This window comes from Sorangium sp. So ce124, from assembly GCF_051525235.1.
In the GTDB taxonomy this organism is placed as follows: domain Bacteria; phylum Myxococcota_A; class Polyangia; order Polyangiales; family Polyangiaceae; genus Sorangium; species Sorangium atrum.
On the sequence record NZ_CP150312.1, the window covers coordinates 3,937,525 to 3,962,896 of the forward strand.

19 protein-coding genes and 1 tRNA gene are annotated in these 25,372 nt (G+C 72.6%); 1 reads left to right on the top strand and 19 read right to left on the bottom strand.

The window, feature by feature from the left end; translation table 11 throughout:
- Positions 1-30: 30 nt before the first annotated feature.
- From WMF19_RS14945 to WMF19_RS14960, 4 genes are all read right to left on the bottom strand, one after another.
- Positions 31-2,304 carry a hypothetical protein gene (locus WMF19_RS14945; protein WP_437899727.1) on the bottom strand — a complete coding sequence of 758 codons (2,274 nt, stop codon included), beginning with the start codon at positions 2,302-2,304 and terminating at the stop codon, positions 31-33.
- A 149-nt stretch (positions 2,305-2,453) separates the two neighbouring features.
- Positions 2,454-3,302, bottom strand: coding sequence for a lipoyl(octanoyl) transferase LipB (gene lipB, locus WMF19_RS14950; protein ID WP_437801525.1), 849 nt, complete (start codon positions 3,300-3,302; stop codon positions 2,454-2,456).
- Between the two features lie 2 nt (positions 3,303-3,304).
- On the bottom strand, positions 3,305-4,792 hold the full coding sequence (locus tag WMF19_RS14955; protein ID WP_437329246.1) for an HD domain-containing phosphohydrolase: 1,488 nt from the start codon (positions 4,790-4,792) through the stop codon (positions 3,305-3,307).
- 111 nt (positions 4,793-4,903) lie between these two features.
- Positions 4,904-7,111 (bottom strand): pseudouridine synthase, encoded by a 2,208-nt coding sequence (locus WMF19_RS14960; protein WP_437329247.1) that lies wholly within the window; start codon positions 7,109-7,111, stop codon positions 4,904-4,906.
- A gap of 422 nt (positions 7,112-7,533) precedes the next feature.
- Here WMF19_RS14960 and WMF19_RS14965 point away from each other — a divergent pair, with 422 nt between their 5' ends.
- Complete coding sequence (locus tag WMF19_RS14965; protein ID WP_437899728.1) at positions 7,534-9,177, top strand: hypothetical protein; 1,644 nt, start codon at positions 7,534-7,536, stop codon at positions 9,175-9,177.
- Positions 9,178-9,204: 27 nt separating this feature from the next.
- Here WMF19_RS14965 and cyaY read toward each other — a convergent pair whose 3' ends face one another.
- The 15 genes from cyaY to WMF19_RS15040 all read right to left on the bottom strand — a co-directional run bounded on the left by cyaY (position 9,205) and on the right by WMF19_RS15040 (position 25,080).
- Positions 9,205-9,543, bottom strand: coding sequence for an iron donor protein CyaY (gene cyaY, locus WMF19_RS14970; protein ID WP_437899729.1), 339 nt, complete (start codon positions 9,541-9,543; stop codon positions 9,205-9,207).
- A 57-nt stretch (positions 9,544-9,600) separates the two neighbouring features.
- Positions 9,601-11,049: a phosphonoacetaldehyde dehydrogenase gene (gene phnY, locus WMF19_RS14975; protein WP_437899730.1), complete on the bottom strand. Its 1,449-nt coding sequence runs from the start codon at positions 11,047-11,049 to the stop codon at positions 9,601-9,603.
- A gap of 34 nt (positions 11,050-11,083) precedes the next feature.
- Positions 11,084-12,379 carry a phosphonoacetate hydrolase gene (gene phnA / locus WMF19_RS14980; RefSeq protein WP_437899731.1) on the bottom strand — a complete coding sequence of 432 codons (1,296 nt, stop codon included), beginning with the start codon at positions 12,377-12,379 and terminating at the stop codon, positions 11,084-11,086.
- Positions 12,380-12,478: 99 nt separating this feature from the next.
- A complete protein-coding gene (locus tag WMF19_RS14985) occupies positions 12,479-12,802 on the bottom strand; it encodes a hypothetical protein (RefSeq protein WP_437329252.1) in 324 nt (107 codons plus the stop codon).
- 22 nt (positions 12,803-12,824) lie between these two features.
- Positions 12,825-12,898: transfer RNA gene (locus WMF19_RS14990), tRNA-Arg, on the bottom strand.
- Positions 12,899-12,991: 93 nt separating this feature from the next.
- Complete coding sequence (gene uppS / locus WMF19_RS14995) at positions 12,992-13,732, bottom strand: polyprenyl diphosphate synthase (protein ID WP_437329253.1); 741 nt, start codon at positions 13,730-13,732, stop codon at positions 12,992-12,994.
- Between the two features lie 304 nt (positions 13,733-14,036).
- Positions 14,037-15,413, bottom strand: a complete 1,377-nt coding sequence (locus tag WMF19_RS15000) for a histidine kinase dimerization/phospho-acceptor domain-containing protein (RefSeq protein ID WP_272103459.1) — start codon at positions 15,411-15,413, stop codon at positions 14,037-14,039.
- 3 nt (positions 15,414-15,416) lie between these two features.
- Positions 15,417-16,118, bottom strand: coding sequence for a winged helix-turn-helix domain-containing protein (locus WMF19_RS15005; protein ID WP_272103461.1), 702 nt, complete (start codon positions 16,116-16,118; stop codon positions 15,417-15,419).
- A gap of 79 nt (positions 16,119-16,197) precedes the next feature.
- The gene (locus WMF19_RS15010) at positions 16,198-17,862 is read right to left on the bottom strand and encodes a GmrSD restriction endonuclease domain-containing protein (RefSeq protein WP_437899732.1); all 1,665 of its coding nucleotides are present in this window, start codon (positions 17,860-17,862) and stop codon (positions 16,198-16,200) included.
- Positions 17,863-17,878: 16 nt separating this feature from the next.
- Positions 17,879-18,856 carry a hypothetical protein gene (locus tag WMF19_RS15015; protein WP_437899733.1) on the bottom strand — a complete coding sequence of 326 codons (978 nt, stop codon included), beginning with the start codon at positions 18,854-18,856 and terminating at the stop codon, positions 17,879-17,881.
- The gene (locus WMF19_RS15020; RefSeq protein ID WP_437899734.1) at positions 18,853-20,130 is read right to left on the bottom strand and encodes an AAA family ATPase; all 1,278 of its coding nucleotides are present in this window, start codon (positions 20,128-20,130) and stop codon (positions 18,853-18,855) included. The genes WMF19_RS15015 and WMF19_RS15020 overlap by 4 nt, the downstream gene beginning before the upstream one ends.
- Positions 20,131-20,349: 219 nt before the next feature.
- Positions 20,350-20,928 (bottom strand): hypothetical protein, encoded by a 579-nt coding sequence (locus WMF19_RS15025; RefSeq protein ID WP_437899735.1) that lies wholly within the window; start codon positions 20,926-20,928, stop codon positions 20,350-20,352.
- Between the two features lie 744 nt (positions 20,929-21,672).
- Positions 21,673-22,926 carry a hypothetical protein gene (locus tag WMF19_RS15030; protein WP_437899736.1) on the bottom strand — a complete coding sequence of 418 codons (1,254 nt, stop codon included), beginning with the start codon at positions 22,924-22,926 and terminating at the stop codon, positions 21,673-21,675.
- The gene (locus tag WMF19_RS15035) at positions 22,923-24,146 is read right to left on the bottom strand and encodes a hypothetical protein (protein ID WP_437899737.1); all 1,224 of its coding nucleotides are present in this window, start codon (positions 24,144-24,146) and stop codon (positions 22,923-22,925) included. The genes WMF19_RS15030 and WMF19_RS15035 overlap by 4 nt, the downstream gene beginning before the upstream one ends.
- 154 nt (positions 24,147-24,300) lie before the next feature.
- Entirely contained in the window at positions 24,301-25,080 is a 780-nt protein-coding gene (locus tag WMF19_RS15040) for a tetratricopeptide repeat protein (protein WP_437329259.1), read from the bottom strand.
- Positions 25,081-25,372 lie beyond the last annotated feature (292 nt).

The following is a 25,372-nucleotide window of genomic DNA, read 5'->3' on the forward strand; positions in this document are numbered from 1 at the left end:
CGGGTCGGCGTCGGTCGGCGCCCGTCAGCGTCAGATGCCGAGGTAGCGCGCGATCTCGGCGCGGGACGGGTCGGAGGCCAGGGCGCGCAGGGCGTCGTACCGGCGTTGCCATGCGGCCGCGCTGCCTTCGTCTCCGCGCCATCGCGCCGCCTCTGCGCGGGCGAAGGCGTGGTGCCGGAGCGAGAAGCGCGAGGCGTCGAGCGCGAGGAAGGCGTCGAGCCACACCTCGGGATCGCCCTCGCCGTCGCCGAGCAGCTGGGCCGACAGCGCGGCGTACGGGACGAGCGCGGGCGGCGCGTCGCCGCGCCGGCGGAGGGCGGCGTAGCGGAGCGCGCGGCGCGCGGGCGGCGGCGCGTCGCGCGCGGCGCTCCAGGCGGCGAGCGCGCGCGAGAGCGCCGGCTGGCCGTCGCGCGCCCAGGGCGCGTCGAGGCTCGCGAAGCCGACCCAGGGCCAGGCGGCGGCGTGGTCCGCGGGCAGCTGGGCGGGCGGGCTGCCCTGGCGGAGCGACGCGTCGCCCGGAGGGAGGGCGAGGGAGAGCCGGGTCCACCGCGATCGCGCGTCGAGGACGGCGAGCTCCGCGCGGGAAGGCGGCGCTTCGCCGGCGGGCGCCGGCGCGACGCCGCGCGCGGCGGCGACCTCCTCGTCGGCGAGCACGGCCGCGCGCGCGGCGTCGCGCCGGCGCCCGCGCGAGGCGAGGAGCTCGGCGCGCTGCAGGAGCACGGCCGCGCGGAGCGCCGGCGGCGCGGCGGAGAGGTCGACGCGCTCGACGAGATCGAGCGCGCGATCGCGCTCGCCGACGAGGGCCCACGCGCTCGATCGCGCGAGCGCGCGGGCCGCCTCCGGCGCGAGCTCCGGGGCGAGCGGGCCAAGGCGATCCAGCACGTCGACCGCACGGGGCGCGTCGCCTTCGAGCGCGAGCTCGCGGGCGGCGCGCAGCGCGAGCGCTCCGGCGGCGGCGCGCAGCGCGTCGGCCTGGGACGGCGAGAGCTGGGGGGCGGCGGCCAGCTCGGCGGCGCGCGCGGCGGCGCGCGCGCGCAACGACCCGGCGATCACGGGCCTCGCGAGCCCGCGCTCCGGGAGCCAGTCGAGCGCGCGCAGCGAGCCCGCAGGCAGCGCCGTCGGCGCGCGGGGCTCCGCGCGCGCCGGGACGCGCTGGGCGCCTGCCTCTCCGGCCACGGATTCGTCGCCATCGTCTTCCGGTTCCGGCCGCGAGAGCGCGGCGGCTTCGGCCGCGTCGAGCGTCTCGTCCTCCGCCAGCACGACGGCGAGCAGATCGCCGCGGACCTCGGGATCGAGCGCGGCCGAGGCGCCGAGCAGGTCGCGGATCGCGCGCGTCGCGCGCCGCGTCGCCTCGGCGGCGTCCTTCCGGGCGGCGGCGAGGCGGGCGCGCTGCGCGAGCCGCACCTCCACGGCGTCGGCGACGCCGGCCTCCGGGTCTTCTGGCATCGGCGGAGGCTCCACGCCGGCGCGGGCGGCGCAGGCGACGAGGACGGCGCGGACCTCGCCCCAGTTGCGCGCCATGCCGGCGTAGCGCCTCGACGCCCGGTCGTCCTGGTTGAGGGTCAGGAGCTCGACGCCGCGCTTCGCCTCGGCGCTCGCGCCGAGGCAGAGGATCGCGCCGGTGGTCGTGCGCAGATCCTCGTCGCGGGGCTCCATCGCCGCGTACCCCCTGGCGATCGCGAGCGCGCGCTGCAGGTCGCCCTCGGTGAGCGCCGCGCGGAGGGTGTGCACCCGCACGTGCCAGTCGGTCCAGCGGTCCGGCTGCGAGAGGAGCGCGCGGCGGTCACCGAGCCTCGCCGCCTCGCGGCCGAGGCTCGGCGCGCCGCAGGCGGGCCCGAGCTCATCGAAGGTGATGCGCCCTGTCCCGGCGGCGACCATGGCCTGGGCCGTCGCCACCGCCTCGGTCGCGCCGGCGAGCGTCGCGGGATCCGGCCGGCCGACCGCGGCGTCGGTGTAGTCGGCGACCGCTGCGCGCACGCCGAGCTCCTCGGCCAGCGCGCTCGCCGTCCTGTAGGTCCATGGCAGCCGCGACGGCAGCGCGAACCAGCGGATCTCGGGCCTGCAGTCGGGCAGGGCCGGGCCGCGCGGCGCCTCGATCGAGGCGAGGCACGCGGCGGCGGTGCGCGTGCCCACGAGGACCGCCGCCACGGGGCCAAGGAGCGCGAGGGCGGGCACGGCCACCGCCGCCGCGGCGAGCGCCAGGGCGAGGGGCCGCCGCCAGGGCGGCCGCGCGGGCGAGGCGTCGCGGTGGAGCGGGGAGATCCCGTCGCGCTCACGGGGCCGTTGGGTGGGCTGCGCGCACACGGGACGGCTTTTAGCCCACGCCACGACCGAGCGACACTGCCTCCGCGACGCGGCGTGTCCCACGTCCCGGAAGCCGGCGTCGCCCGCGGAGCGCGCGCCGTGCGATGTGCGATGTGCGATGTCGACGCGCGCCGAGCCGGCGCGCGCGGCTAGGGCGCGCTCCGGCCCTCGGCGGCGCCGACCTCCGGGGTGAGAAGCGCGCCCGCGAGATCCGTGACCGCCGACAGATCCTCGACGCAGGCGACCTCGAGATCGAGCCCGCGGGCGAGCTGCGGCGCGCTGGCGAGGGCGACCTCGGCGACGGTGAGCTTCCGCCCGGTGAGCTGGTGGAGCGACGTCACGCCGTGATCTCGGATGCCGCAGGGCACGATCAGCTCGAACGCCTTGAGGTCCACCGCGATGTTGAAGGCGAAGCCGTGCATCGTGAGCCATCGCGACAGGCGCACGCCGATCGCGCCGAGCTTCGCGATCTCGCGCGCCCACTCGGCGCCGCCCCACGCCTCCGGGGCGGCGCGATCGACCCAGACGCCGATCATGCCGTCGACCACGCCGGCCTCGACGTGGTGCTCGCGCGCGAGCAGGATCATCACCTCCGCGAGCGAGCGCACGTACCTGCGCACGTCGCAGCGGTCCGGCCTGAGATCGAGCAGCGGGTAGCACACGAGCTGGCCGGGGCCGTGGTAGGTGACGTCGCCCCCGCGCCCCGTCGCGACGAGGTCGATGTCGCGCTCGTCCAGCGCGCGGGCGTCGAGGAGCACGTTCTCGGGGTTCGCGCGCGGGCCGAGCGTGATCACGGGATCGTGCTCGAGGAGCAGGATCGTGTCGCCCATCCGCCCCTGCGCCCGCGCCTCGACGAGCTGCTTCTGCAGATCGTGGATCGGGGCGTAGCGGCGCCGGCCGATCCACACGGCGCGCGCTCGCCTCGGCCGGGGCGCCTCGGTGGTCGTCGTCTGGCCCTTCGCGGGCTGGAGGAGGTCGCGGAGCGAGGTGTTCGGCATGGCTACTCCGGGACCTTGTCGCCCCGCGCCCGCCGCTCCTCGCGGTAGGCCTCGATGTGCGTCGTGAAGGTGGCCGCGACCTCGGGGTCGAACTGCGAGCCCGAGCACCGCTCGATCTCGGTCACCGCGACCTCGTGGGGGAGCGCGCGTCGGTACGAGCGGTCGCTCGTCATGGCGTCGTACGTGTCGGCCACGGAGATGATGCGCGCGATGATCGGGATCTCGTTGCCCCGCATCCGGAGCGGGTAGCCGCGCCCGTCCCAGCGCTCGTGGTGCAGGTGCACGCCGGGGATGAGCGGGTGCAGGAACTTGATCGGGTCGAGGATGTCGCGCCCGTAGGCGGGGTGCCGCTTGAACACCTCGTACTCGTCGTTCGTGAGCTTGCCCGGCTTGTTCAGGTTGAGCACGCAGCCGATCTTGCCGATGTCGTGCATGAGCGCGCTCTGCCGGACGATCTCGATCTCGTGCGGGCCGAGGCCGAGCCGCTGCGCCAGCATCACGGCGTAGACGGCGACCCGATCCGAGTGGCCCGACGTGTAGCGGTCCATCTTGTCGATCGCCTTGGCGAGGCCCTCGATCGTCTGCTGGAACGTCGCCTGGAGATCCTGGTAGAGGCGCGCGTTCTCGATCGCCGCCGCGGCGCGCGAGCCGATGATGCTGAGCAGCTTGCGCTGCCCCTCGTCGAAGCGCCTCGTCCGCGTGAACGACGCGACGGCGAGGAAGCCCATGAGCCGCTTCTGGATGCGGAGCGGCACGGCGACGAGCGACTGGAGCGGGAGCGCCGGCTCCGCCGCGAAGAACCTGAGCCCCTTCATGCCCTGCTCGAGGAGCTGCGCGTCGGGGCGAAAGTGCTCGAGCACGAGCGTCGGGTCGAGCCGCCCGAGGTCGGTGCCCGCCGGGATGGACGGGCCGCGGAGGTGCTGGCGCTCGAAGAAGCCCCCCTCGCCGTCGTCGAGCCAGGTCGAGATGAGGTCGCCGCACACCTCGTGGAGGCAGCTGTCGGCGACGGTCTCCAGCACCTGGTCGAGCGAGAGGCTCGCCGCGATGGCCTCGCTCACCTTGTAGAGCGACACCGCCTCGCGCAGCCGGATGTTCTCGGCGGCCATCCGTTGCTTCTCGATCCCGCGCTGGACGACGTGCACCACCTCGTCCAGCTTGAACGGCTTGAGCACGTAGTCGTAGGCGCCGCGCTTCATCGCGTCGATCGCGGTCTCGACGGTGCCGAAGCCCGTCATGATGACCGTGAGCGCGTTCGGCGCCGTCTTGCCGATCTCGTCCAGCAGCGCGATGCCGCCCATCCGGGGCATCTTGAGGTCGCTGATCACGAGGTCGTAGTGGCCCTTCGTGAGCTCGCTCAGCGCGCTGGTGCCGTCCTCCGCCGTGCGGACGTAGTAGCCCTCCATGCCGAGGAAGTCGGCCAGCATGTCGCGGATGACCTTCTCGTCGTCCACGACGAGGATGCGAGGGCGGTCTTCTGGAAACGTGGACATGCGGCCGGTAAGCCTACCAGATCCGCTCGCAGCGCATCGCCCCAAGGTGGGCGGGTCGGGCACAGGAGCGGACCCGCCTCGCCGGGGTGGCCGAGCGGCGGCGCGGGCCGCTCAGTCCTCGTCGCCGGTCGAGATGATGGGGTGCCGGATGGTCCGGGGCGACTCGTCCAGATCCGGGACGCGGATCGAGATGGGCCCGGGGCTGCGGATCGAGGGGGGAGGCGCGGACTCCGCGTCCTCGGGGCGCAGCGGGATCATCCTGCTGCTGGGCGCGGGCTCGTCGCTCGCGGTCGTCAGGACGGGCACGGCGCGCTGCTCGCCGAGGGCGTGCTTCTGCTCGAGGAAGCGGAGGACCGAGGGGCCGGTCGAGCGCTCCAGCGCGGAGCGCAGATCCCCGGGCAGCGTCGACTCGATGATCATCTTCACCCCGGTGCGGGGGTGCTCGATCTCGATGCGCACGAGGTGCACGAACGAGCGATCGAGCCCGTGCTTCTCCTCGAAGTACCGGTTCGTGGGCACGTGGCCGTAGCGCTCGTCGCCGAGGATCGGGTGCCCGATCGCGGCGAGGTGCCGCCGGATCTGGTGCGTGCGCCCGCCGTCCGGGATGACGCGGAGGATCGAGTGGCCCGAGGCGACCGCGAGGCGGCGGTACCGCGTGCGCGCCGTGTACGTGCGCGTCCCTTCGCGGAGATCGCGGGTGATCGCGCCCTTGCCCGGGGTGACGCCCTTGGCCGCGGCGAGGTAGATGAGGCGCCCCGTCTTCGTGAGCGCCTCGCCCCAGCGTGCGGCCGCCTCCTCGCTCCGCGCGAGCATGACCAGGCCGCTCGTGCCCGGATCCAGCGGGTGCACGATGATGGGCGTCGTCGTGCTGCCCGGGATGCGGGCGCACCGGGCGAGCAGCGAGCCGAGGTACTCCGGCTGCATCGCCACCGGCTCGTGGGGGCCCTTCTCGACGACCAGCACGCCGTCGTCGTCGTAGATGACCTTCGGCGCGGGCGGGGGCGTCCGGCGGAGCGCGGCGATCGTCTCGATCTCCTCCGTGAGCGGGATCATGTCGAGCGGGGTGAGCTCCGTCGACGAGTACCCGAGGCGGCAGAAGTGATCGAGGTCGCGCGCGAGCGTGTCGGGATCGCACGAGACGTAGACGAGCAGCGGCGCGCCGAGGCGCGCGATCGCCTCGCGCGCCGTCGGGGAGACGCCGCGGCGCGGCGGGTTCACGACGATGCCGTCGAACTTCTCCGAGCTGTTGACGAGGGAGCCGACGATCTCCGCGACGTCGCCGGTGCGCACCTCCACGCGCTGGCTCAGGCCCTGGGCCTCGGCCGCGGCGCGGGCGTTCGCCGCCGCGGGCGCGAAGGACTCGACCATCAGGACGCGGTTACCGCCCTGCGCCAGGGCGAGCGAGATCGCGCCAGAGCCCCCGTACAGATCGAGGATGCGCGGCGGCTCCTTGCGCCGGGAGGCGGGGCCGAGCGCGGCCTCTCCCTCGATGACGGGCCCGTCGTTCTCGAGCGACGCGATCTCGCGGAGCAGGAGGGCGTGCACGCGCGCGGCCTGCGCGCGGTGCGCCTGCACGAACGAGCCGAACGCGGCGATGTGGTAGGTCTGCCCGATCCGGTCCTCCGCGTGCGCGGTGCCGTCGAGCACGGTCGTCTCCGGCCCGAGGATCTGCGGCGCCTCCGCGTCGTGGAAGTTCGCCGCGACGCCGATGACGCGCGGGAGCATCGGGCGGATGGCGCGGCCGGCCTCCCGCAGCTCGTCGCGCGTGCACGCGCGCTCGCGCTGCAGGACGAACGTGACCAGCACGAACGCCGGGTTGTCCTCCGTCGCTCCCACCTCCGCGAAGAGCGGCGTCCCGGGCGCGAGGTGGACCTCGCGCAGATCGAGGGCGCGGAGCACGCCGCCCCTCGCTGGATCGTACGGGAGGAGCAGCGGCCGGACCTCCGGCGGCGGCGACGCGATCAGCTCGCGCAGCCGCGAGGTGACCGCGGCGAGGGCCGGGGTGAGGACCCGGCAGCCCGGGATGTCGACGACCTCATGATGCCCCGTGCGGCCGTACAGCCCGATCGCGCCGGAGGGGGCGACGATGAGCTTCGCTCGACCGCGGTAGCCGGTGATCGGATCGGCCGGGATGACCGAGCTCGTCTGGACCAGCCCGAGCGATGGGTAGTGCGCGGCTGCGGACACGACCCGCGCACGCTTGGTGCCGAGCTGCTCCGCGTAATCACCCGCGATGAGCGGACAGCCCGCGCACTCGACCGAGTGCGTGCACTCGATCAGCGTGTTCGGGATCTCGCCTGCCTTCAATGTTCGTCGCACGGGCCCGGACAAAACACCGCCGCCCGATCCCTCTGCGCTGGTGCTCTCGCCCAGCCCGTGCGGTCCTTCGATACCTGCGCCGGAAGCCATTCCGGGGGAGCTTACAGGGGCTCTCGGCCAGCGTCGAAGGTGTAAAGAGGAAACCGTCGAGCTTTTCGTCTGCGGCGCTCGGCGCGCCGGGGAGCGCTCTCGGATCCTGACGAGGCCCCGCGCTTTCGCCCGAGGCCGCGGTATCTGCCCGGACGGTGGGCGATCCATGCCCCGCTCGCTCCGTCGAGCCAGCCGTCAGGCGACGCAGGGGCCAATGTGGGCGATCCCTGGCGCTGCTCCTTACCTCGGGCCGCGCCGTTCGCGACATCCGTGATCGCCGCGCCCGGTCCGCCCCGCGCGCCTCGTGGGGGCGATGGTAGACTGAGCGCCTCTTGCGTCTTCCGATCGCTTTTCTCTTCGGCCTCCTGGCTGTGCTGTTCGCCCCTCCGGTGTTCGCCGGACCAGGCGACAAGGAGGCGAACCAGGGCATCAACGCGGCCAGAGGCGGCTTCTGCAAGCGGGCGATCCCGCTGCTCGAGTCCGCCGAGAGCCAGCGGCATCGCCCGAGCTCGGCGGTTCCGCTCGCCGACTGCTACGTCAAGACGGGCGAGCTGCTGAAGGCCAGCGAGATCTATCACAAGGTCGCGAGCGAGAAGAAGGCGCCCGGCTACAACGCGCGGGATGTCGCGGCCATCACATCGGCCAAGAAGAAGGCAACTCAGCTCGATGCGCGTATCCCGACGCTCGTCGTCACGCCGGCGGAGCCGTACGAGGGGCTCGTGGTCGAGGTCGACGGTGAGGTGATCAGCGAGCCGTCGACGCCGCACCGGTTCGATCCGGGCAAGGTGCTGGTGATCGTCGCCAGGGCCGAGGGCCACGAGGAGGCGTCGCATAAGATCACGCTGAAAGAGAAGCAGCGGCGTGAGATCAAGCTGCGCCTCAAGCCGAAGCCCGGCGCGAAGAAGCCTACGGAGAAGCCGGTCGAGAAGAAGCCGCCGGAGAAGCCGGTCGCGGAGACGCCGGTCGAGAAGAAGCCTCCGGAGAAGCCGGTCGCGAAGAAGCCGCCGGGGAAGAAGCCTCCGGAGAAGCCGGTCGCGAAGAAGCCACCGGGGAAGAAGCCTCCGGAGAAGCCGGTCGCGAAGAAGCCGCCGGGGAAGAAGCCTCCGGAGAAGCCGGTCGCGGAGAAGCCGCCCACGAAAAAGCCGCCTCGCGCCGCCGAGAAGCCGGCCGAGGAGAAGCCGCGTGTCGCGACGGGCCCCGAGGAGAAGCCGAAGCCCGCCGTCGAGATGCCCGAGCCCACGCCGCCCAGCCAGCGCAGGCAACGCGACGTGTGGCTCGGCGCAGGCTTCCAGGGCTTCTTCATCCCTCAGCTCATGTTCGAGCTCCTCGGAGAAGGGGGGCGGGACGTCCTCGTCCCGGGCGGAGACATCTCGCTGTCCACGCGGCTCGGGCGGCGGTTCGATCTCGTCTTCTCGGTCGCTTACGCGCGCTTCCGGATGCAAGAGACGCCGTTCAAGCCGAAGGGACACCCGGACACCGACTACGAGATCGTCGAGAGCGATCTCCAGGCGCTCCAGGCGGGCGTCCGCCTGGTCTGGAACATCCCGCTCGATCGGGACGAGCTGTTCGCCTTCCGCGTCGGCGCCGGCCTTGGCGTGGGCTGGACGTTCATGGGCGACCTCTACCGGACCCAGGCCTATCCCGGGGACGCGGTGCCCGGCGACGCGGGCTCCTTCGTGCCGGGGGACCCGTACCGCTATGTGAAATGCCGCGGGCCCAACAACCCGATCGGGAGCTTCCGGTACTGCAACCAGCTCGATTACGACGCCGATCACTACCCCGGCTATGTCGAGCCGAGCTGGTTCACCCGCCCCAAGGGGCGGCCTCAAGGCCTGCGGCCGCTCGTCTATCCGTGGCTCGTCCTGCCCGAGATCGGGCTCGCGCTCCGCCCGTGGGACCGCGTCGCGTTCGACCTCCGGGTCGGCGCCTCCGTGACGGGCCTGCTCGGAGGGCTCGGCATACGCTTCGCCCTGTGATGCGCGTCGCCCCGCGGGCCGCGCGGCTCAGCGAGCGAGCTTCACGGCGCGGCCGAGCTTCCGGGACAGCACGGTCTCGAGCGTGCTCCAGAGCTCTTCGCCCGACTTCTGGGCCACCCAGCGGCCCTCGGACGGCCGGTAGTCGAAGTGCCACGCGGCCCGCTCGGCGGCCATCCAGACCTGCCGCGCCGCGCGGTGGCTGTTGACGACGTACTTGATGCCGTCCTCGAACTCCAGGGTGAGAATGCCGCTCTGCAGGTCGGCCTCGACGCCGTCGGGGATCTCGTTGATCGCTCGATCCAGCGCGCGCAGCGACCGATCGGCCACGTCGTCGAACTCTCGCTCCGATAGGGGCTCTCCGCTCATGCCGATCCGCTTACAACGGCGCGCGCCGAGGCGGTACGGAGAAGCGCCGGCGCCCCCTCACTCCCAGGGGACGGTGTAGAGCTTCACGTTGGTCATCGCCTTCATCGCCTCGACGACGCCCTCCTTGATCCCGATGCCGCTGTCCTTGATCCCTCCGAACGGCGACAGCTCGGACCGGTACCCCGGCACCTCGCGCACGTTCACCGTGCCGCAGCGGAGCTCCCGCACGAGCCGGTGGACGCGCCCCATGTCGTTCGTGCAGACGCCGGCGGAGAGGCCGTAGCTCGTCCCGTTCGCCACCGCGATCGCCTCGTCGATGTCCCTCACCCGCAGGATGGGCGCGTGCGGGCCGAACGTCTCGCGCTGCACGGAGGGGGCGTCCCGCGGGACGTGATCCATGACGGTGGGGCCGTACAGGGCCCCGCGGCGCTCGTTCCCGAACAGCAGCCGGGCGCCCCGCGCGAGCGTGTCCTCGGCCGCCGCCTCGAGCTGCCGCGCCGCGGCCTCGGAGATCACCGTCCCCATGTCGGTCGCCGGATCGAGCGGATCGCCCACCTTGATCTGCGCCGACGCGGCGGCGAGGCGGCCGGCGAGCTCGTCGGCGACGCGCTCGCTCACGATGAGCCGCTTCACCGCCGTGCAGCGCTGCCCCGAGTTCTTGTAACAGCCGTACGCCGCGAGCCGCACGGCCTCGTCGAGATCCGCGTCGTCCAGCACGATGAGCGGGTCGTTGCCGCCGAGCTCGAGCACCGCGCGCCGGTAGCCGAGCAGGCCGGCGATGCGCTTGCCGATCTCGACCCCGCCGGTGAAGCTCACGAGCTCCACGGCCGGGTGGGTCACGAGCACCCGCCCGATCTCGGCCGGATCGCCGGTCACGACGCTGAGCATGCCGGGCGGCAGCCCCGACTCGTGGAGCACGGACGCGAGGTAGATCGCGGAGAGGGGCGTCTTCTCCGACGGCTTGAGCACCATGGAGCTGCCGCTCGCGACGCTCGGCGCGACCTTGTGGGCGACCTGGTTGAGCGGGTGGTTGAACGGGGTGATCGCCGTCACGAGGCGGAGCGGCTCGCGCAGCGTGTAGCCCCGCCGGGGCTTGCCGTTCGCCGAGATGTCGAACGCGAGGCACTGGCCGTCGTCGCGGAGCGCCTCGTACGCGGAGAAGCGGAGCACGTCGACCGCGCGACGCACCTCGTAGGCCGTGTCCTTGAGGCAGAGCCCGCTCTCCCACGTGATGAGCCGCGCCACCGCCCCCGCCTGCGCCTCGATGTGCGCCGCGGCGCGGAGCAGGATCTCGCTGCGCTCGTGGCGAGAGAGCCGCGGCGGGCCGGAGGACGCGCTCGCGAGCGCCTCGAGCACCGCCTCCTCGTCGAGCCTCGGCACGCTGCCGATCACCTCGCCCGTGAACGGGTAGCGCACGAGGATGCGCTCGTCCCGGCTCACCGGTCTTCCCCCGATCAGGCACGGAAAATGGAACGCTGGTCGATCGATTGAGAGCATCGAGCCCATCCCTGTCCCCCCTTCAGGCGCTCGATCGTCGGCGCTAGGCCATGGCGGTCGAGAGTCGGTTGAGCACCAGATCGAAGACGTCCGCGTTCGACAGCGCGCTCGGCCGGCCGCGCGCGGCGTCCTCGTCCGCCTTGGCCGCCTCCGCGCCGAGGAGCCACGCGCGTTCTCCGGGCCGGAGCGGGTGGCTCGCGAGGATCGGCACCTCCGCCTCGTGCAGGCCGCCGTGCGACCTGAGTCCGCGCTGCACGGCGGAGAGGTCGTGGTAGGCCGCGCTCTTGCCGAGCACCGTGCTCCGATCGCCGAGGATCACGAGGTCGCCGATCCGGTCCGGCGGCAGCGCGAAGCGCCGCGCGGCCTCCTCCCGGGTCAGGACGAGCTCCACGCCCGGGAGCCGCGCCAGGACCTGAGCGGCGCGGGCGCCGTCGTCCGGCGCGCCGAGGTACACGGTCGCGTAGGACCCGAGCGCGCCGTGGTGCACGACGTACGGGTCGGTGATCGGCAGGAGCACGCGGAAGCCCGAGAGGCCGGCCTCGCGCAGCGCGTCGTCCAGGTAGCGCACGTTCGGCGAGCCGTCCTCCGCGGTCTTGTCGTTCATGCCGTGATCCGCGGTGATGCCGCAGACGAAGCCGGCGTCGAGGTACTCGCCGAAGAGGGCGTCGAAGCGGGCGTAGAACCGGTCCGACATCGGCCCGCGCGGCGGCTCCTTGTGCTGCACGTAGTCGGTCAGCGACACGTAGAGCAGCGTGGCCGAGAGGCGCTCGTGCAGCGCGAGGCCCATCTCCATGGCGTAGTGGGAGATGTCCCAGTCGTAGATCGACGGGTTCTCGCGGCCGACCGCGGCGGTGATCGAGCCGATCCCGTGCTCCGGGATGGCCTGCTCGTGCGCCTTCTCCGCCGACAGCGAGATCGGGCGAGGGCCCCCCTCGCGGCACGCGCCGAGGAGCGCGCGGAGCTTGTCCTTGGCCGTGACGCAGAGGGTCCTGACGCCCGCCTGCTCCATCTTCTCGAAGAGCGTCGGGACCCGCAGGAACCGGGGATCGTTCATCGGCACCTCTTCCCCCGTGGCGGCGTCGAGGTAGTAGTTGCCCGAGATGCCGTGCACGCGCGGCGGCTGGCCGGTCACGATGGACACGTTGTTCGGGTTCGTGAAGCTGGGGACCTGGCCTCGGCCGCGCACGTACAGGCCGCCGGCGGCGAGCGTGCCCGCGAGCCGCGGCATCAGCCCGTCCGCGAGCGCCTGGTCGAGGTACTCCGGCCCGCAGCCGTCGACGCAGAACACCACCGTCTTGCGCGCGGGCAGCGCATAGCGCCGATCGCCGAGTTCGATCATGCCGAACGCTGACACGCAGCGCGCGGGCCGAGAAGGGCCGACGCTGCGCCGCCACGGGCGCTCCTCCGCCTCGAACGGCGGGCAGGGGGCGGCGATGCGTCAGTAGCCCGGCCAGGGATCGGCCGGCTTCGGAGGCGCCGGGACCGGCCGCTTGAAGCACATCACGCCTGCGTCGAGCGCCACGAGCTCCCAGCCGCCCTCGCCCCGCGCCTTGGCGATGGCGCGGGCTTCGTCCACGCCGTGCGTCTGCTCGCAGTCCTGCTCCCACCGCGGCGGGGGGACGCTCGGCATGAGCACCTGGGCGCGCACTCGCCCCGTCGCGAGCGCGACGGCCGCTCCCAGCACCAGACCGCCCAGCACGAGCACGACCCTCTTGTCCATGGCGTCAGGGACATCGTGGTCCGCGCCGGGCAGGAGCGTCAAGCGACGCTCCGAGGACGTTCGGCACGCCCGGCAGGATTCGAACCTGCGACCCGCGGCTTAGAAGGCCGCTGCTCTATCCAGCTGAGCTACGGGCGCTTGGACGACAAGCGCATCTCTCGTACTGCATCGCGGACGCGGAATCGAGCGTTACGAGCGCCGTGGGCGCGGGCGCGCCCCGGCGACGTCCGCTCAGGTCGACGCATCGAGGCGTCGGACCTGCTCGCCGGTCCGGCCGTAACGCCGCTGTCGCCGGCTGTAGGTCGCGACCGCCTCGTCGAAGGTCGCCTCGGTGAAATCGGGCCAGAGCGTGTCGGTGAAGAACAGCTCCGCGTACGCGGCCTCGAAGAGCAGGAAGTCGCTGAGCCGCTTCTCTCCGCCGGTGCGGATGATGAGATCGGGATCCGGCATCGAGCTGGTCGTCAGGAAGTTCCGGAGCGACTTCTCGTTGATCTCCTCCGGGATGACCAGCCCGGCCCGCGCGCGGACCGCGAGCGCGCGCATGGCGTTCGCCATGTCGCGGCGACCGCCGTAGCTCAGCGCGAGCGCCAGGGTCATCTCGGTGCCCCCGGCGGTGTCCTCCACGAGCTTCTCCATCGCGCGCCGCGTCGGCGTCGGGATGTCCTCGAGATCGCCGACCACCTGCACCGCGATCCCTCGACGGATCAGCTCGTCGTGCTCCCCCTCGGCGAACTCCTGGCAGATGCGCATCAGCGCGTCGATCTCGTCCTTGGGCCTCGACCAGTTCGCCACGCTGAACGCGTAGAGCGTGAGGTACGGGATGCCGCGGTCGCGGCAGGCGCGCACCGAGAGGCGCACGGCCTTCGCCCCGTGCCGGTGCCCCTGCATGCGGGGCAGCCCCTGCGCCGCCGCCCAGCGGCCATTGCCATCGAGGATGATCGCGACGTGCTTGGGGAGATTGCTGGACGTCATGGGCTTTCCTGGGTGGGGACGACGACAGACTCTGCGCCGAGCATGGGCGCGGTAGGGGGGCCGACGGTGATGCGATTGTGGAGGTTCTGTGGAGGATGACGCGGGGAGCTCAAGGCGCTCCGCCGACTCTGACAGTAGCGCGAGCTCTTTGACACGCACACGCGCACGCGCTCGCTCGCCCGAAGGCCACCGGCGCGCCTTCGCACCACCGATCCGGCGCGCTGTCAAACCGAGGAAACCTCCCGGAAACCAAGAGGGTCGCCGGGGAGGGCGGCATGGCGAGAGAGCTCATCCTTTCACAGGATCAGGCTCCCGGTAGCGAGAGCTTGAACTCGACCTCGGGCGGCCCGCGGTGGGTGCACTCGGCCGAGCCGCTGTGGGCCTCGGCGATCGCCTTCACGATCGCGAGGCCCAGGCCGGTGCCGCCCCGGTCGGCGCGGGTCGTCACGAAGCGGCGGAAGAGGCGGCCCGCGACGTGTCGCCCGATCTCGCCGCGGTTGCGGATCGAGATCGCGACCTGTCCGCCCACGCGAGACACGGCGATCTGGACGGGGGCCGCGGCGTCACCGTGCGTGCGCGCGTTGTCGAGCAGGTTGTCGAGGGCGCGCGAGAGCCACTGCTCGTCGCCGCGCACCGCCGCCGAGCTCGGCGCGTCGAGCTCGACGCGGCTGCCGCGCTCTCGCGCCCGCGCCGCGGCGGCCTCCGCGATCGCGACCAGGTCGACCACCGCGGCCTGCTCCACGCCGCGCGCCTCGAGGCGCGCGAGCGACAGGAGCTCCCCGAGGAGCGCCTCGATCCGCGTGGTCGCCTCGCGGATGCGCGCGACGAAGCGGGCGGCCTCCTCGGGGTCGTCGAGCGCGCCCTCGGAGAGCACCTCGGCGCTCGCGCGGATCGCGGCGACGGGGTTCTTGAGCTCGTGCGAGAGATCCGCGGCGAACGTCTCGACGAAGGGGCGGCCCTCGATCTGGCGCCGCATCGAGTCGATGGCGCGCGTCAGCCGCTGGACCTCGCGGCCCTGGGCGGGCGGCGTCGCCGCGCGCACCTCGCCCTCGCTCACGCGCACCGCGAACTCGGTGAGCGCCTCGATCGGGGTCGCGATGGTGCGGCCGATCAGGAACGACGAGATAGCGGCCGCGGCGCCGAGCACCGTGCTGATCACGAGGATCGGCGGGGCGAAGTCGGCGACCATGCGCTGCACAACGATCGTCGGCTTCACGACCTGCACGCTGCCGACGCGCTGGCCGCCGACCTCGATGGGCGCGGTCACGAAGACGGTCCCGGGCTCGCCCGGCGAGGCGCCGCGCGCCCGGAGAACGCGGCCCTCGGGATCGAGCAGCGCGATGCTCTGGGCGGTCGGGCCCTCGGCCTCGCCGTCGAGCGCGCGCACGGCCGCGAGATCGACGCCGCGCACCTCCATCTCCATCGCGGCCACGGCGGCGAACGCGGCCGCCTCGTCGCGCGCGCTGCCCTCGGCGAGCAGCGTCGCGCGCGCCTCGATGCGATCGATGACGAGCAGCCCGAGCCCGAACGCGAACGCGCCGACGATGCCGCCGAGCGCGATGAAGATCTGCATCCGGATGCTCATCCCCGCCGTCCGGGCGCGGACGAGGCGGGAGGCGAACAGCGCGACGAGCAGGATGAGCGAGACCGCCGCCGCCGCGGTGACGACGAGGCGCAGCACGCGTCAACCGCCGCCTTCCGCGGGACCCGGCTTGTCCGCGACGCGGTAGCCGACGCCGCGCACCGTCTCGATGAGGTCGGCGTCGCCGCCGGCCTCGACGACCTTCTTCCGGAGCCCCTTCACGTGCGAGTCGATGGTCCGGTCGGTGATCGCGAACCCGTCGCCCCAGACGCGATCGATGAGCTGCGCGCGCGTGAAGACCCTGCCCGGCGCGGCGAGCATGCAGGCGAGCAGATCGAACTCGACGCGGGTGAGGTCGACCTTCTGGCCGCTCACGTACGCGCGCCGCGTGGCCTCGTCGACGACGAGCGGCAGCGGCGCCGGCGCGGCGGCGGACGGCGAGGGCCGCGCGGCCCGGCGCAGGACGGCCCGCACCCGCGCCACGATCTCCCGCGGTGAGAACGGCTTGGTGACGTAGTCGTCGGCGCCGGTCTCGAGCGCGGCGACGCGGTCGGCCTCGCCGTCGCGGCTCGACAGGACGATGATCGCGGCGCGCGCCGCGCTCCGCCGCGCCTGGCCGATCAGGTCGAAGCCGCTGCCGTCGGGGAGCATGAGATCGAGGATGATGAGGTCGGCGTTGTCGATCTCCCGCTCCGCGGCCGCGAGCGTGGTGGCGACGGTGGCCGCGAACCCGTCGCGGCGCAGGAAGTAGGCGATCGACTCGGCGATGGCCGGCTCATCCTCGACGACCAGGACCTTGGCCATGGTCGGGGAGCCTAGAACGGCGCGGCGGACGCGTCGACAGGGCTGGTCGGCTAGGAGGTCGGGGCGCGCTCGGGCGGGCTCAGTCGCCGTCGGTGTCGACCTCCGCCTCGCCCGCATCTTGCGCAGGCAGCGGCAGATCGAGCTCGGTCAGGAACGCGCGCTCGATCTGCGCCAGGTGCGCGGCGCGGGCCTCGATGAAGCCGCTCCGATCGTTTCGCTTGAGCGCCTCGAACGCCTCGAGAGGGATCCCGTGGCTCGCGAGCACGCGCTCGCGGACCTCGTCGGGGATGGCGAGCAGCTGCGTTCGCGCCGCCTTCCCGGGGACGATGGGCAGCAGGACGCGGTTTGCCGGGTTGGATGCCAGCGCGCCCGAGCCTGCAGGGAACACGTGCCGGAACGCGAGGTAGCTCTTCTCCTGCTCCCAGAGCAGCCGGCGCACATCGAGCGGGGCACCGGTCGTGTCGAGCGGGGACAGGCGGCAGAACAGCGTCGTGAGGAGCAGCGTCCGCACCCGCGCGCTCCGCAAGTCGAAGCGCAGGGGGTAGGGACGCGTGGGGCCGGAGAACCAATCGGCAGGGAGCGTCGCAATTTCGCCTCGCGCGAGCTGCCGCATCCCGTCGAGCGCGTCGTTGATCTGCGTCGTGTTGGCCCCGGCGAACCAGCCGGAGAACGACGTTGCCCAGAACCACCGCCGGAGCAGCGCCTTCTCTCCCGCGTCCGGCTCGGCCTTCAGGTGAAAGAACTCGCCGAGGAGAACGATCTGGTTGGCGTAGGGGAGGAGCTTGTCACCGGGGACACCGACCTCCTCGAGGAGGAAGCGCGCCGCCCGGAGCAGGCCTGCTTCGGCGGCATCGACCGTCGCAGGCAGCGCCTGGTGGAGCGTCTTGGCGAGGTGCGCCCAGTCGGTGCTGTGCACGTCGACCGACGCCGCGGCGACGATCGCGCGGAAGATCGCGCTCCGCGCGAGCCCCTCGAAGCGATAGCCGGCGAGCTGCTCCTGGACCCGGTCGATGCGGTCGGCGAGGTTGAAGGCGCTCTCGCCCTCGCGGTAGGTCAGCGCTGCCAACATCTGGTCGGGCGTCATCGACTGCCCCTTGGTGTTGAGCCGCGAGAAGATGTCGACGGCTTGCTCCAGCGTCCCGCCCTGAATGCGGGTGACCGCGAGCTTGTACGACTTGATCTTTTGCGCGATCCCTTCCGCCTCGGCGACGAGCGCGTCCGCTTCCTGGGGGAGTTTTTCCACGACAGCGCGCGACACCTGGAGGAAATCCATGGTCCGCAGCATGGCCCGGAGCGGGAACAGGTGCGCGGCGGGCTCCTTGTTCGGGACGTGGACGAACTCGTGGGTGCGCAGGTCGTAGAAGATCCACCAGCGCCAGTTGTGGAGCTGGGCGTCTCGAGGGAAGTCGAGCGGCAGCCTGAGCGCGCCGAAGAGCGTCGAGAGCCGCTGCTGGCCGTCGAGCACGTAGGTCACCGGGCTCGTCTCCGGCCTCCGCAGGTCGAGCGGGCCGAAGCGGTCGAGGCTCTGCACGGCCTCGGTCGTATCCCACAGCAGCAGGTTGCCGATCGGGTAACCACGTCGGATGCTGTCGAAGACCGCGAGCATGTCCTCCGGCCGCCAGACGAACGGGCGCTGGAACCGCGGGATCCTGAGCTTTCCGGCAGTGATCTCGCCGAACAAGTCCTCCAGCAGGGCGACCTCGGGCTTGACGATGGGCGGCGGGGGCTCGTTCGGTGTGACCATGGCTGCGCCGGAGAGCTCAGACGAGGGCCTCTATGATGTCAAGGAGCCGGGCGATCTCGCCGGGATTAGTCGCGCAGCGCTCCTCGACGGCCGCTGAGGTGATCTCGGACCTCGTCGTCAGGAACAGACGCCACGCATGGTCGCCAAACCCGCCGCAGAGCTTGCGGAGAATGTCCTGGTCGAGCCCATTGAAAAGCCCATCGTGGTCCGGGGGTGTGGAAACGTCGCCCCCCGGTGTTTTCGGCCGCTTGAAGCCCTCCTTCATGTTGTAGTGGTCCCGCTGGACGTCGTTCAAGGCGTCGAAGAACGCCTCGAAGACGTCCCGCTTCCCCTGGCGTTTCAGCGACCCCTTCGGCAAGTAGCTCTCGATCGAGCGCTTGTGCAGGACGTGACCCGGCACCCCGTGGTGCGCGCAGCAGGCGTGCAATGCCTTGATGGCTTCCGTGTCGTTGTGCCCCGGATGCATGCGATCGCTGTCGCAGAGCACGAATATCCGACACGGGCCGGGGACGGTGCCGATGAGCTCGTTGACGCGCTTCTCGAGCTCGCCAAACCCACCGGCGTGGACGACATCAACCCAGCCGCGCTCGATGGCTTCCTCCAGCTCGCGTCGTTGGAAGGCCCGGACCATCGCCTTGAGGAAGGCGCCGTCGCTCTCGCGATTCTCGACGACGACGTGGGCCGGGGCCTCGAGGCAGCGCCTTGCGTGGTCAGGATCGAGGTCGGCGCCAACGACGACCAGCAGTGTGTGCGTGCGACGGCTTGGCGGCGCGTACAGCGCCTCGGTGAAGGACTTCCGCATGATCTCGAGCGTGCGCTTCGCCTCGCGGCTGCCGGCGTCGCCCGCGATCCAGCAGCTTGCCTCGATGGCGTCGGGATCGTCGATCTCCCAGACGTGGCGCCCCTCGGTGAAGGTGTCGACGATCCGTGCCAGCGCGCGCCACGTCTCACCGTCCTCGCGCTCGAGGACCTCCTGCGAGAAGCGGACCCTCACGCGTGCGCCCGCTGCGCGGCGCGGATCGCCTTGGCCTCCTCGAAGTCCTCCGAGAACACGCCGCGAGGCCAGTCGGACACGTCTCCGGTCGGCAGGATCTCGATCCGCTTCAGCTCGCTGCCGCCCTGGGGCGCATCATCGACCCAGTAGAGGCTGACCCGGTCCGGATCGAGCGTCTTCTCGGCGATGCGGCGCCGTACGCGCAGCACGAAGTTCTCCGAGTGCGTCTCGATGACGAACCGCGCGCCCTGCTGCTTCGCGGCCTCGATGTACAGGTCGGCGAGGTCCCCGTGCGCCCCGGGATGCAGGTGCAACTCGGGCTGTTCGACGATCTCGATGCCCCCGGTCTTGCCGGTGACTACCTCGAATTGGCGCTGTACGACGAGAGGTAGGACTTGGCTCAGGCCGGTCCCGACGTCGGCGAGATTCACCTCGACGGCCGGGTTCATGGGGTTCCGCAGGACGATGGAGAAGGAGTCGCCCTGCCGGGCGATGCTGAGCGGCCAGCCGCCGAGGCGCTGCTGGTACCAGTCGCTCACGCGCTGCAGGACGTCGCCGCGCCGCCGCAGGTAGTCGGCCGCAAGCAGCGCGGGTGCATCGCTGCCGCGGCGCCCGACGCTCTCGGGGTTGCCGCCGGGGAAGCGGTAGAGGCGCTGCGGTGCCTCGCGGAACGGGCCGAGGTAGCCGACGCGCGCAAGCACCGTGCTCACGAGAAACGTGCACTCCGAGAAAACCATTGCGGCTTGGGTCATGCGGGCGAGATGCCCGAAAATCTCTGGATGCGGCAGTAACCCGCGAAAGGCAACCTTGACCTCTCGCGTGGCGTCATCGACCTGAAGCCGGTAAGGAGCCGGATCTTCGAGCGGATTCGTCCCAATCCAGGTGAGCTTCAGCGGCGGGGCGCCAGTCATGCGCAGCTCGAACGCGGAGACCAGCTGCATCATGTACTCGCTCACGTGCTGGATCTTCGTCCACACCTCGATGCGCGATCGGGCGCCGTCTTCAAACGTGGCGCCGAGCCCGATGGCGCCGTGGGGAGTCCGGTTGTGGATCAGATCGAGGAACGACGCGCCGAAGTCGACGCTGTCGACCTCGAGCTCGACCGGGGACTTGGCCGGGCCGGACAGCGCTCGTGACAGGAGCAGCGGCAAGCGGGCCACGGCGCTCTTGCCGGCGCTGTTGCGGCCGATGAGCAGCGTGAGCGGGCGCAGCTCGAGCGTCGCCGGGCGATGAAATGCCTTGTAGTTCTCGAAACGCAGCTCGACGAGCTCCATCAACCCTCCCCCGCGCCGCTGCCGCGTGCGTGCGACACTGGATGTCCGTGCGGCATGTGCGCCGCCACGACGCGGCGTCCGGTATAGTCGCCGCCGGGGCGCCGATCCAGGATCGAGCTCCCGGTCCGGCCGCGGGCTCGGCACCGCGAAGGCGCGCGCAGACGGCGGCAGATTGCATGAGCCCGAAGCCCCGCGTTTCCCACCGGGCACGGCTTGTCGTCACAGCACGGCCGCGCCGACGATCTCGCGCACGACCCCGAGCAGGCTCTCGTAATGCTCCGGGGTGGGCCGCAGCCCGGCGCAGTGGACCACGAGCCCGCCGCGGCGCAGCTCGAGGTGTCCATGGAAGCCGTGCGTGGCGAGGAGCTTGCGCAGGCGCGGGTGGAACGCGGCAGCGGCCTCGCGCGTCGAGGCGGCGAAGGTCGTCACGTGGGCGTCCCAGAGCGCGTCGCCGAGGACGACCCGCGGCGGGGGAGGGCTCTCGACGAAGGCGACGCGCGTCAGGAAGTGCTCGCCGACGCGCATCGACGCGCGGTGCCGGAGGGCCGGGTGCGACGCGAAGCCGAGCAGCGTACGCTCGAGCGGATCCGCATCGCCGTCCGCGTACCAGGGCTCGACGAGCACCACATGCCCGGGGTTCGTCATCCACGTACACGCGCGGATGTAGGCGGAGGGCGGCGCGATCGTGTCGTAGGGCTCCCAGCGGCGGAACCACGCCTCGTCGGGGCGGAGGGTGAACGCGAGGCCGCGTCGGGCAGCCCACGATTCGATGAGCTCGGATCCCCGCACCGTCGGCATCGGGGGCGAGGTTAGCGTGCGCGACGGCGCCGCGCGCGACTTCCGCAGGGGGCGGGACGCTGTCCACCGAGAGAACGGGACGCCCGGCGCGTCGCGTCGGCCGGACCGCCGCCCCGCGACGCTCCCCCGGTGCCCATCGGCGCACGCCGGCAGACCCGGAGCGCAGCCCAACGGATCCGAGGCGCGCGCCAGCGGATGCGGAGCGCACGCCAGCAGGCCCGCGGCGCGCGCCAGCGGATGCGGAGCGCTCGCCAGCAGGCCCGGGGCCCTTGCCGGCAGCCTCGAGTTGTATGTCAGCACCCGCTGGTATGGCTCCTCGGAGCTGCTGGTATGCGTCCCCGGAGCTGCTGGTACGGGTTCCCGGAGCTGCTGGTACGCGTCCCCGGACCTGCTGGTATGGCTCCTCGGAGCTGCTGGTACGGGTTCCCGGAGTTGCTGGTACGCGTCCCCGGACCTGCTGGTATGGCTCCTCGGAGCTGCTGGTACGGGTTCCCGGAGCTGCTGGTACGCGTCCTCGGACCTGCCGACACGGTTCCTCGCGTTTCACCACCCGCTGGCAACGCTCCCCGCCTCAGCGGAGCGCGGCCTCGACGTGCTGGTGCAGCTCCCAGGCGTCCACGTCGTGCTCACCGGAAGTTCAGACCGTCTGGATCGCCACGAACTCTGCTGTGAATGCGAGCCCGCGGCGGGATGGCCGTGCGGCGACGAGCTTGGATCAGGGCGATCCCAGCATCGCGGTCGAGGTCAGCGCCCGCGGCGGCCCCTCGGACGCGCCCGCCACGAGGTGGCGAGCGCCCCGGCGGCGAGCGCCAGCCAGGGCGTCGATCCGGCCGCCGCGCCGCTCCCGGGCGCATCGCAGGTGCAGCGGCCGTAGATGCCGACCGTCGTCTCGTCGTCGTTGTCGTCGTCGTTGCCCAGCGGGGCGTCAGCGCCTCCGTGCCCTGCGGTCGTGATGGGCGCGCCGCCGGCGTCACCGGCGCCGCCGCCGCTCCCGTCTGCGCCGCCGCGGCCGCCCGTGCCGCCGCCTTGACCGCCGCTCCCGCCTTGACTGCCGCCGCTGCCTGCGCCGCCATCGCCGCCTGTGCCGCCGCCGCCCGCCTCGCCGCCGTCGTCTGCGCAGCGCGTGAGATGGAGGGGGCGCTTGCGCGTGCAGTCCGTCGGCGACGCGCAGCGGGGATCGGCGAGCGCCGGCGGCGCGCCTGTGCCGCCGATCTCGCCCGGGTCAGGGTAGGCGACCTCGGTCCGCTCCCACCGCCCCCCTGTGTGCTCCATCCAGCCGAACACCCGCTCCTGGTACGGAACGGCGCCGCCGATCGCCGGGTCGTAGACGCCCCGGCCCGCGTCGTAGTTGGGGTTGTTCGGGTTGTTGACGTACGCGAGCCCGTTGTAGGCCCACACGGCGCTGTACCAGTGCTCGATGAACGCGGGTTGCCGGTCGCCGATGCAGCGCGTGGCCCTCCACTTCATGGCCAGGATCTGGGTGCCGGTGGCCGCGTTGTAGGTCGGCTCCGCGGCCACGCGGCGCGGATCGAAATCCGGGCTGTCGCCGCTCCGCATGCCGCTCGTGATCTGCGAGGCGCCGTAGCCGCAGTCGAAGGAGATGATCGTCCTCGAGCTCCCCCCCGCCTGGTCCATGGGCCGATCCGGCGCGCAGAACTGCCGCCACCCCGACTCCTGCATGGCGATCGCCTTGATCAGCTCGCAGGGGAACGTGGCGGGAACGTCGCGCCGCGCCTCGGGCAGATCGCAGCCCTGACCGAGGTTGAAGGCCGCCGGGCCGGCGTCGCCCCAGGCCGCGGGGCCGCGCGATACGCGGTCGAAGATGGCGTTCCACTCCGCGACGGAGGGGTTGATCCCGGGCACGGCCTCGATCGCGCAGCCGCGATCGTTGTACGCGCTCGACGCCGTGAAGCAGGGGCAGTACGCGGCGCGCGCGGCCGGCGCGACCAGCGCGGCCGCGGAGAGCGCCGCGGGGATCAGGAGAAGGCGGCCCGTCACGGCTCCTCCTTCGCGGCGGTGAAGCCGGCGACGGCGATGCGCGCTCCGGGGGGCGCAGGGATCGTGGCGACCTCGCCGCTCTCCACGCGGATCGCGAAGGGGACGGGGAACGCGGATGGGTTCGTGTGCAGCGCCGCCACCCACGCCGCGTCCTGCGAGACGGCCTGGATGGCGTCGATGCCGGGGCCGAGCGGGCTGCGGACCGTGGCGCGGGCGCCGATGACGGAGAGCCCGGTGGCGCGCTCGGGCGTGTACGCGAGCCCGCCGCCCGGCCAGGCGTACGGGGCGAGGCCGTGGCTCGCGCTCGCCTCGAGCCGGGTGCGCTTGCCATACGCGAGATCGAGCCGATCGATGACCCACGTGCCGGGGTCGGTCTCGTGCCGCTCCTGGAACACGAGCGCGCCCGCCGCGGCGTCGATCGAGAAATCCCGAGCGAACGGCGGGATCGACGGGGCGATCACCCGCGCCGCGCCGGAGTCGGGGTCCACGAGGACGATGTCGGCCGACGCCGGGGAGACGCGGTAGAGGACGAGCTCGCCCTTCCACTCGCCGGCGAGGAAGGCGAGGTGGCCGGTGTGTCGGTGCACGGTGCGGATCGCGCCGGTGGCGAGGTCGACCTCGTCGATGGTGAGCGCGTCGACCCGGAGCTGCGCGGGGTCGTTGTCGGGCTGCGGCTCTGGGCCGGCGACGCCGCGCGAGACGAAGACGCGCCCCGCGGCGGTGACGAGCGGGCGGCTCGCGTGGACCACGCCGTCGCAGAGCGCGACGGGCTCTGCGCCCGGCTGGATCCGGAAGAGGCTCGCGTTGAACGAGCGGTCGCGGGACGGGCTCGTCTCGGCGGTCGCGACCACGAGCCGCGTTCGCGGGACGACGCGGGCCCGGACCACGGCGTCGCTCAGGTGCTGGAACGTGGCGAGCGCTGGGCCGGCCTTGGCGCCGCCGACCGGCGCGATGTGGAGCGTGGTCCGGGCCGCCCCCGGAGGCGTCGCGAGGATCGCGACGCTGGGGAGAGAGGAGGGAGCGGTGGGCGCGGCGGGCGCCGCGACGGCCGTGGGCACGAGGAGACGGCCGACCCGCGAGATCGCGGGCGCAGGGGCACCGCCATCGGCGAGCACCGCCGTCATCGTACCCGTGAGCGCGGCGAGCAGCGCGCAGGGGAGCGCGATCCTGTTCAGACGGCGCCGAGTCAGGGGCGAGCGGGCGTAGGAGCTGAAACGCACGACAGGAGAGTAGACGATGCGCCGGTGAGCGCCCGCTCGCCGGGCGGCGTTCGCTCGCCAGCCTCTGCCTCCCCGCCGTCGCGTGCGGCCGGTGCGCCCGGCCACGCCGCCGTCACGCCCAGCAGGAGGCGACGGCTCGCCAGGGAGCAGGCCCTCAGAAGCGGCCGGCCATGCCGAGCCCGGCCGCGCCTGGTCCAGCGACCGGCGTCAGCTGGATCTTGCTGGGCCAGGGCTGGTTGAACCCGAGCTCCCAGATGAGGCCACCGGCGACGCCGGCGGCGCCCAACCCGAGGAGCACGCCGCCGACGGTCGCGTGCGTGCGACCCCGATTGCCCTGCTTGGCCACGTCCTGCGTGCAGCCCTGGCGCGACGGGCAACGGTCCTCCGCGGCGCCGATATCGGCGAAGCCGCTGGAGGTCAGGATCCCGCCGACCAGCAGCGTGACGACGCCGGCGCCCGTCGCGACCCACGGCGTATAGCCGTAGGGGGGCTGCGGCGGAGGCTCCTCCTTGGGGCGGTCCGGGATCGCCGAGGCGGTGGGGGCCGTCGGGAGCACCGGCGGCGCCGACGCCGACGCGCTCGCGCTGGCGCTCGGCGCCGGCCGGAGGGCGTTCTTGAGGTTCTGGATCTTGTCCTGGATAGTCTGCGCGTCGCTCGCGTCCGGCGTGCGGGCCAGGTACGTCTCCAGCGCCGTGATCGCCTCGCCCCGCTCGCCCTTCTTCTCGTAGGCGTTGGCGATGTTGATCAGCACGCCGTGCGCCGAGCAATCGAGCTGGTAAGCGTCCTTCCAGTACTGGATGGCGCGATCGTAGTCAGCGCGCTCGTAGAACTGCGTGGCGGCCTTGTGCGCCCCCTTGGCGCCTTCCAGGTCGGCGGCGGTCGCCGTGCGGTAGCACTCGGGGTACTCGATGGCCGGATCTCCTGCTAAGGCCAACCCCGCGGCGAGGAATATCCCCGCGCCGAGACCGACCAGCCAAGTCCGAGACACACGCATCCGAGCCGCCCTCCGCGAGAAGTGGCCGCAGCATACTGATCCGCTTCGCCGGCAGCGAGAAAAAGGAATCATTGCCGACCTCGAGGCAATGCGTTCGGTCTGGCGACCGGCGTGGCGAACGCCGGGCGAAGCGGCGGGCAGGGGAACGGGGCAGGAGCACCGCCCTCGCGCCTGCGCGGCGCGAGGGCGGCCGACGCGGCCGACTGGAGCGTCGGGGGACGGTCCCGGCGCT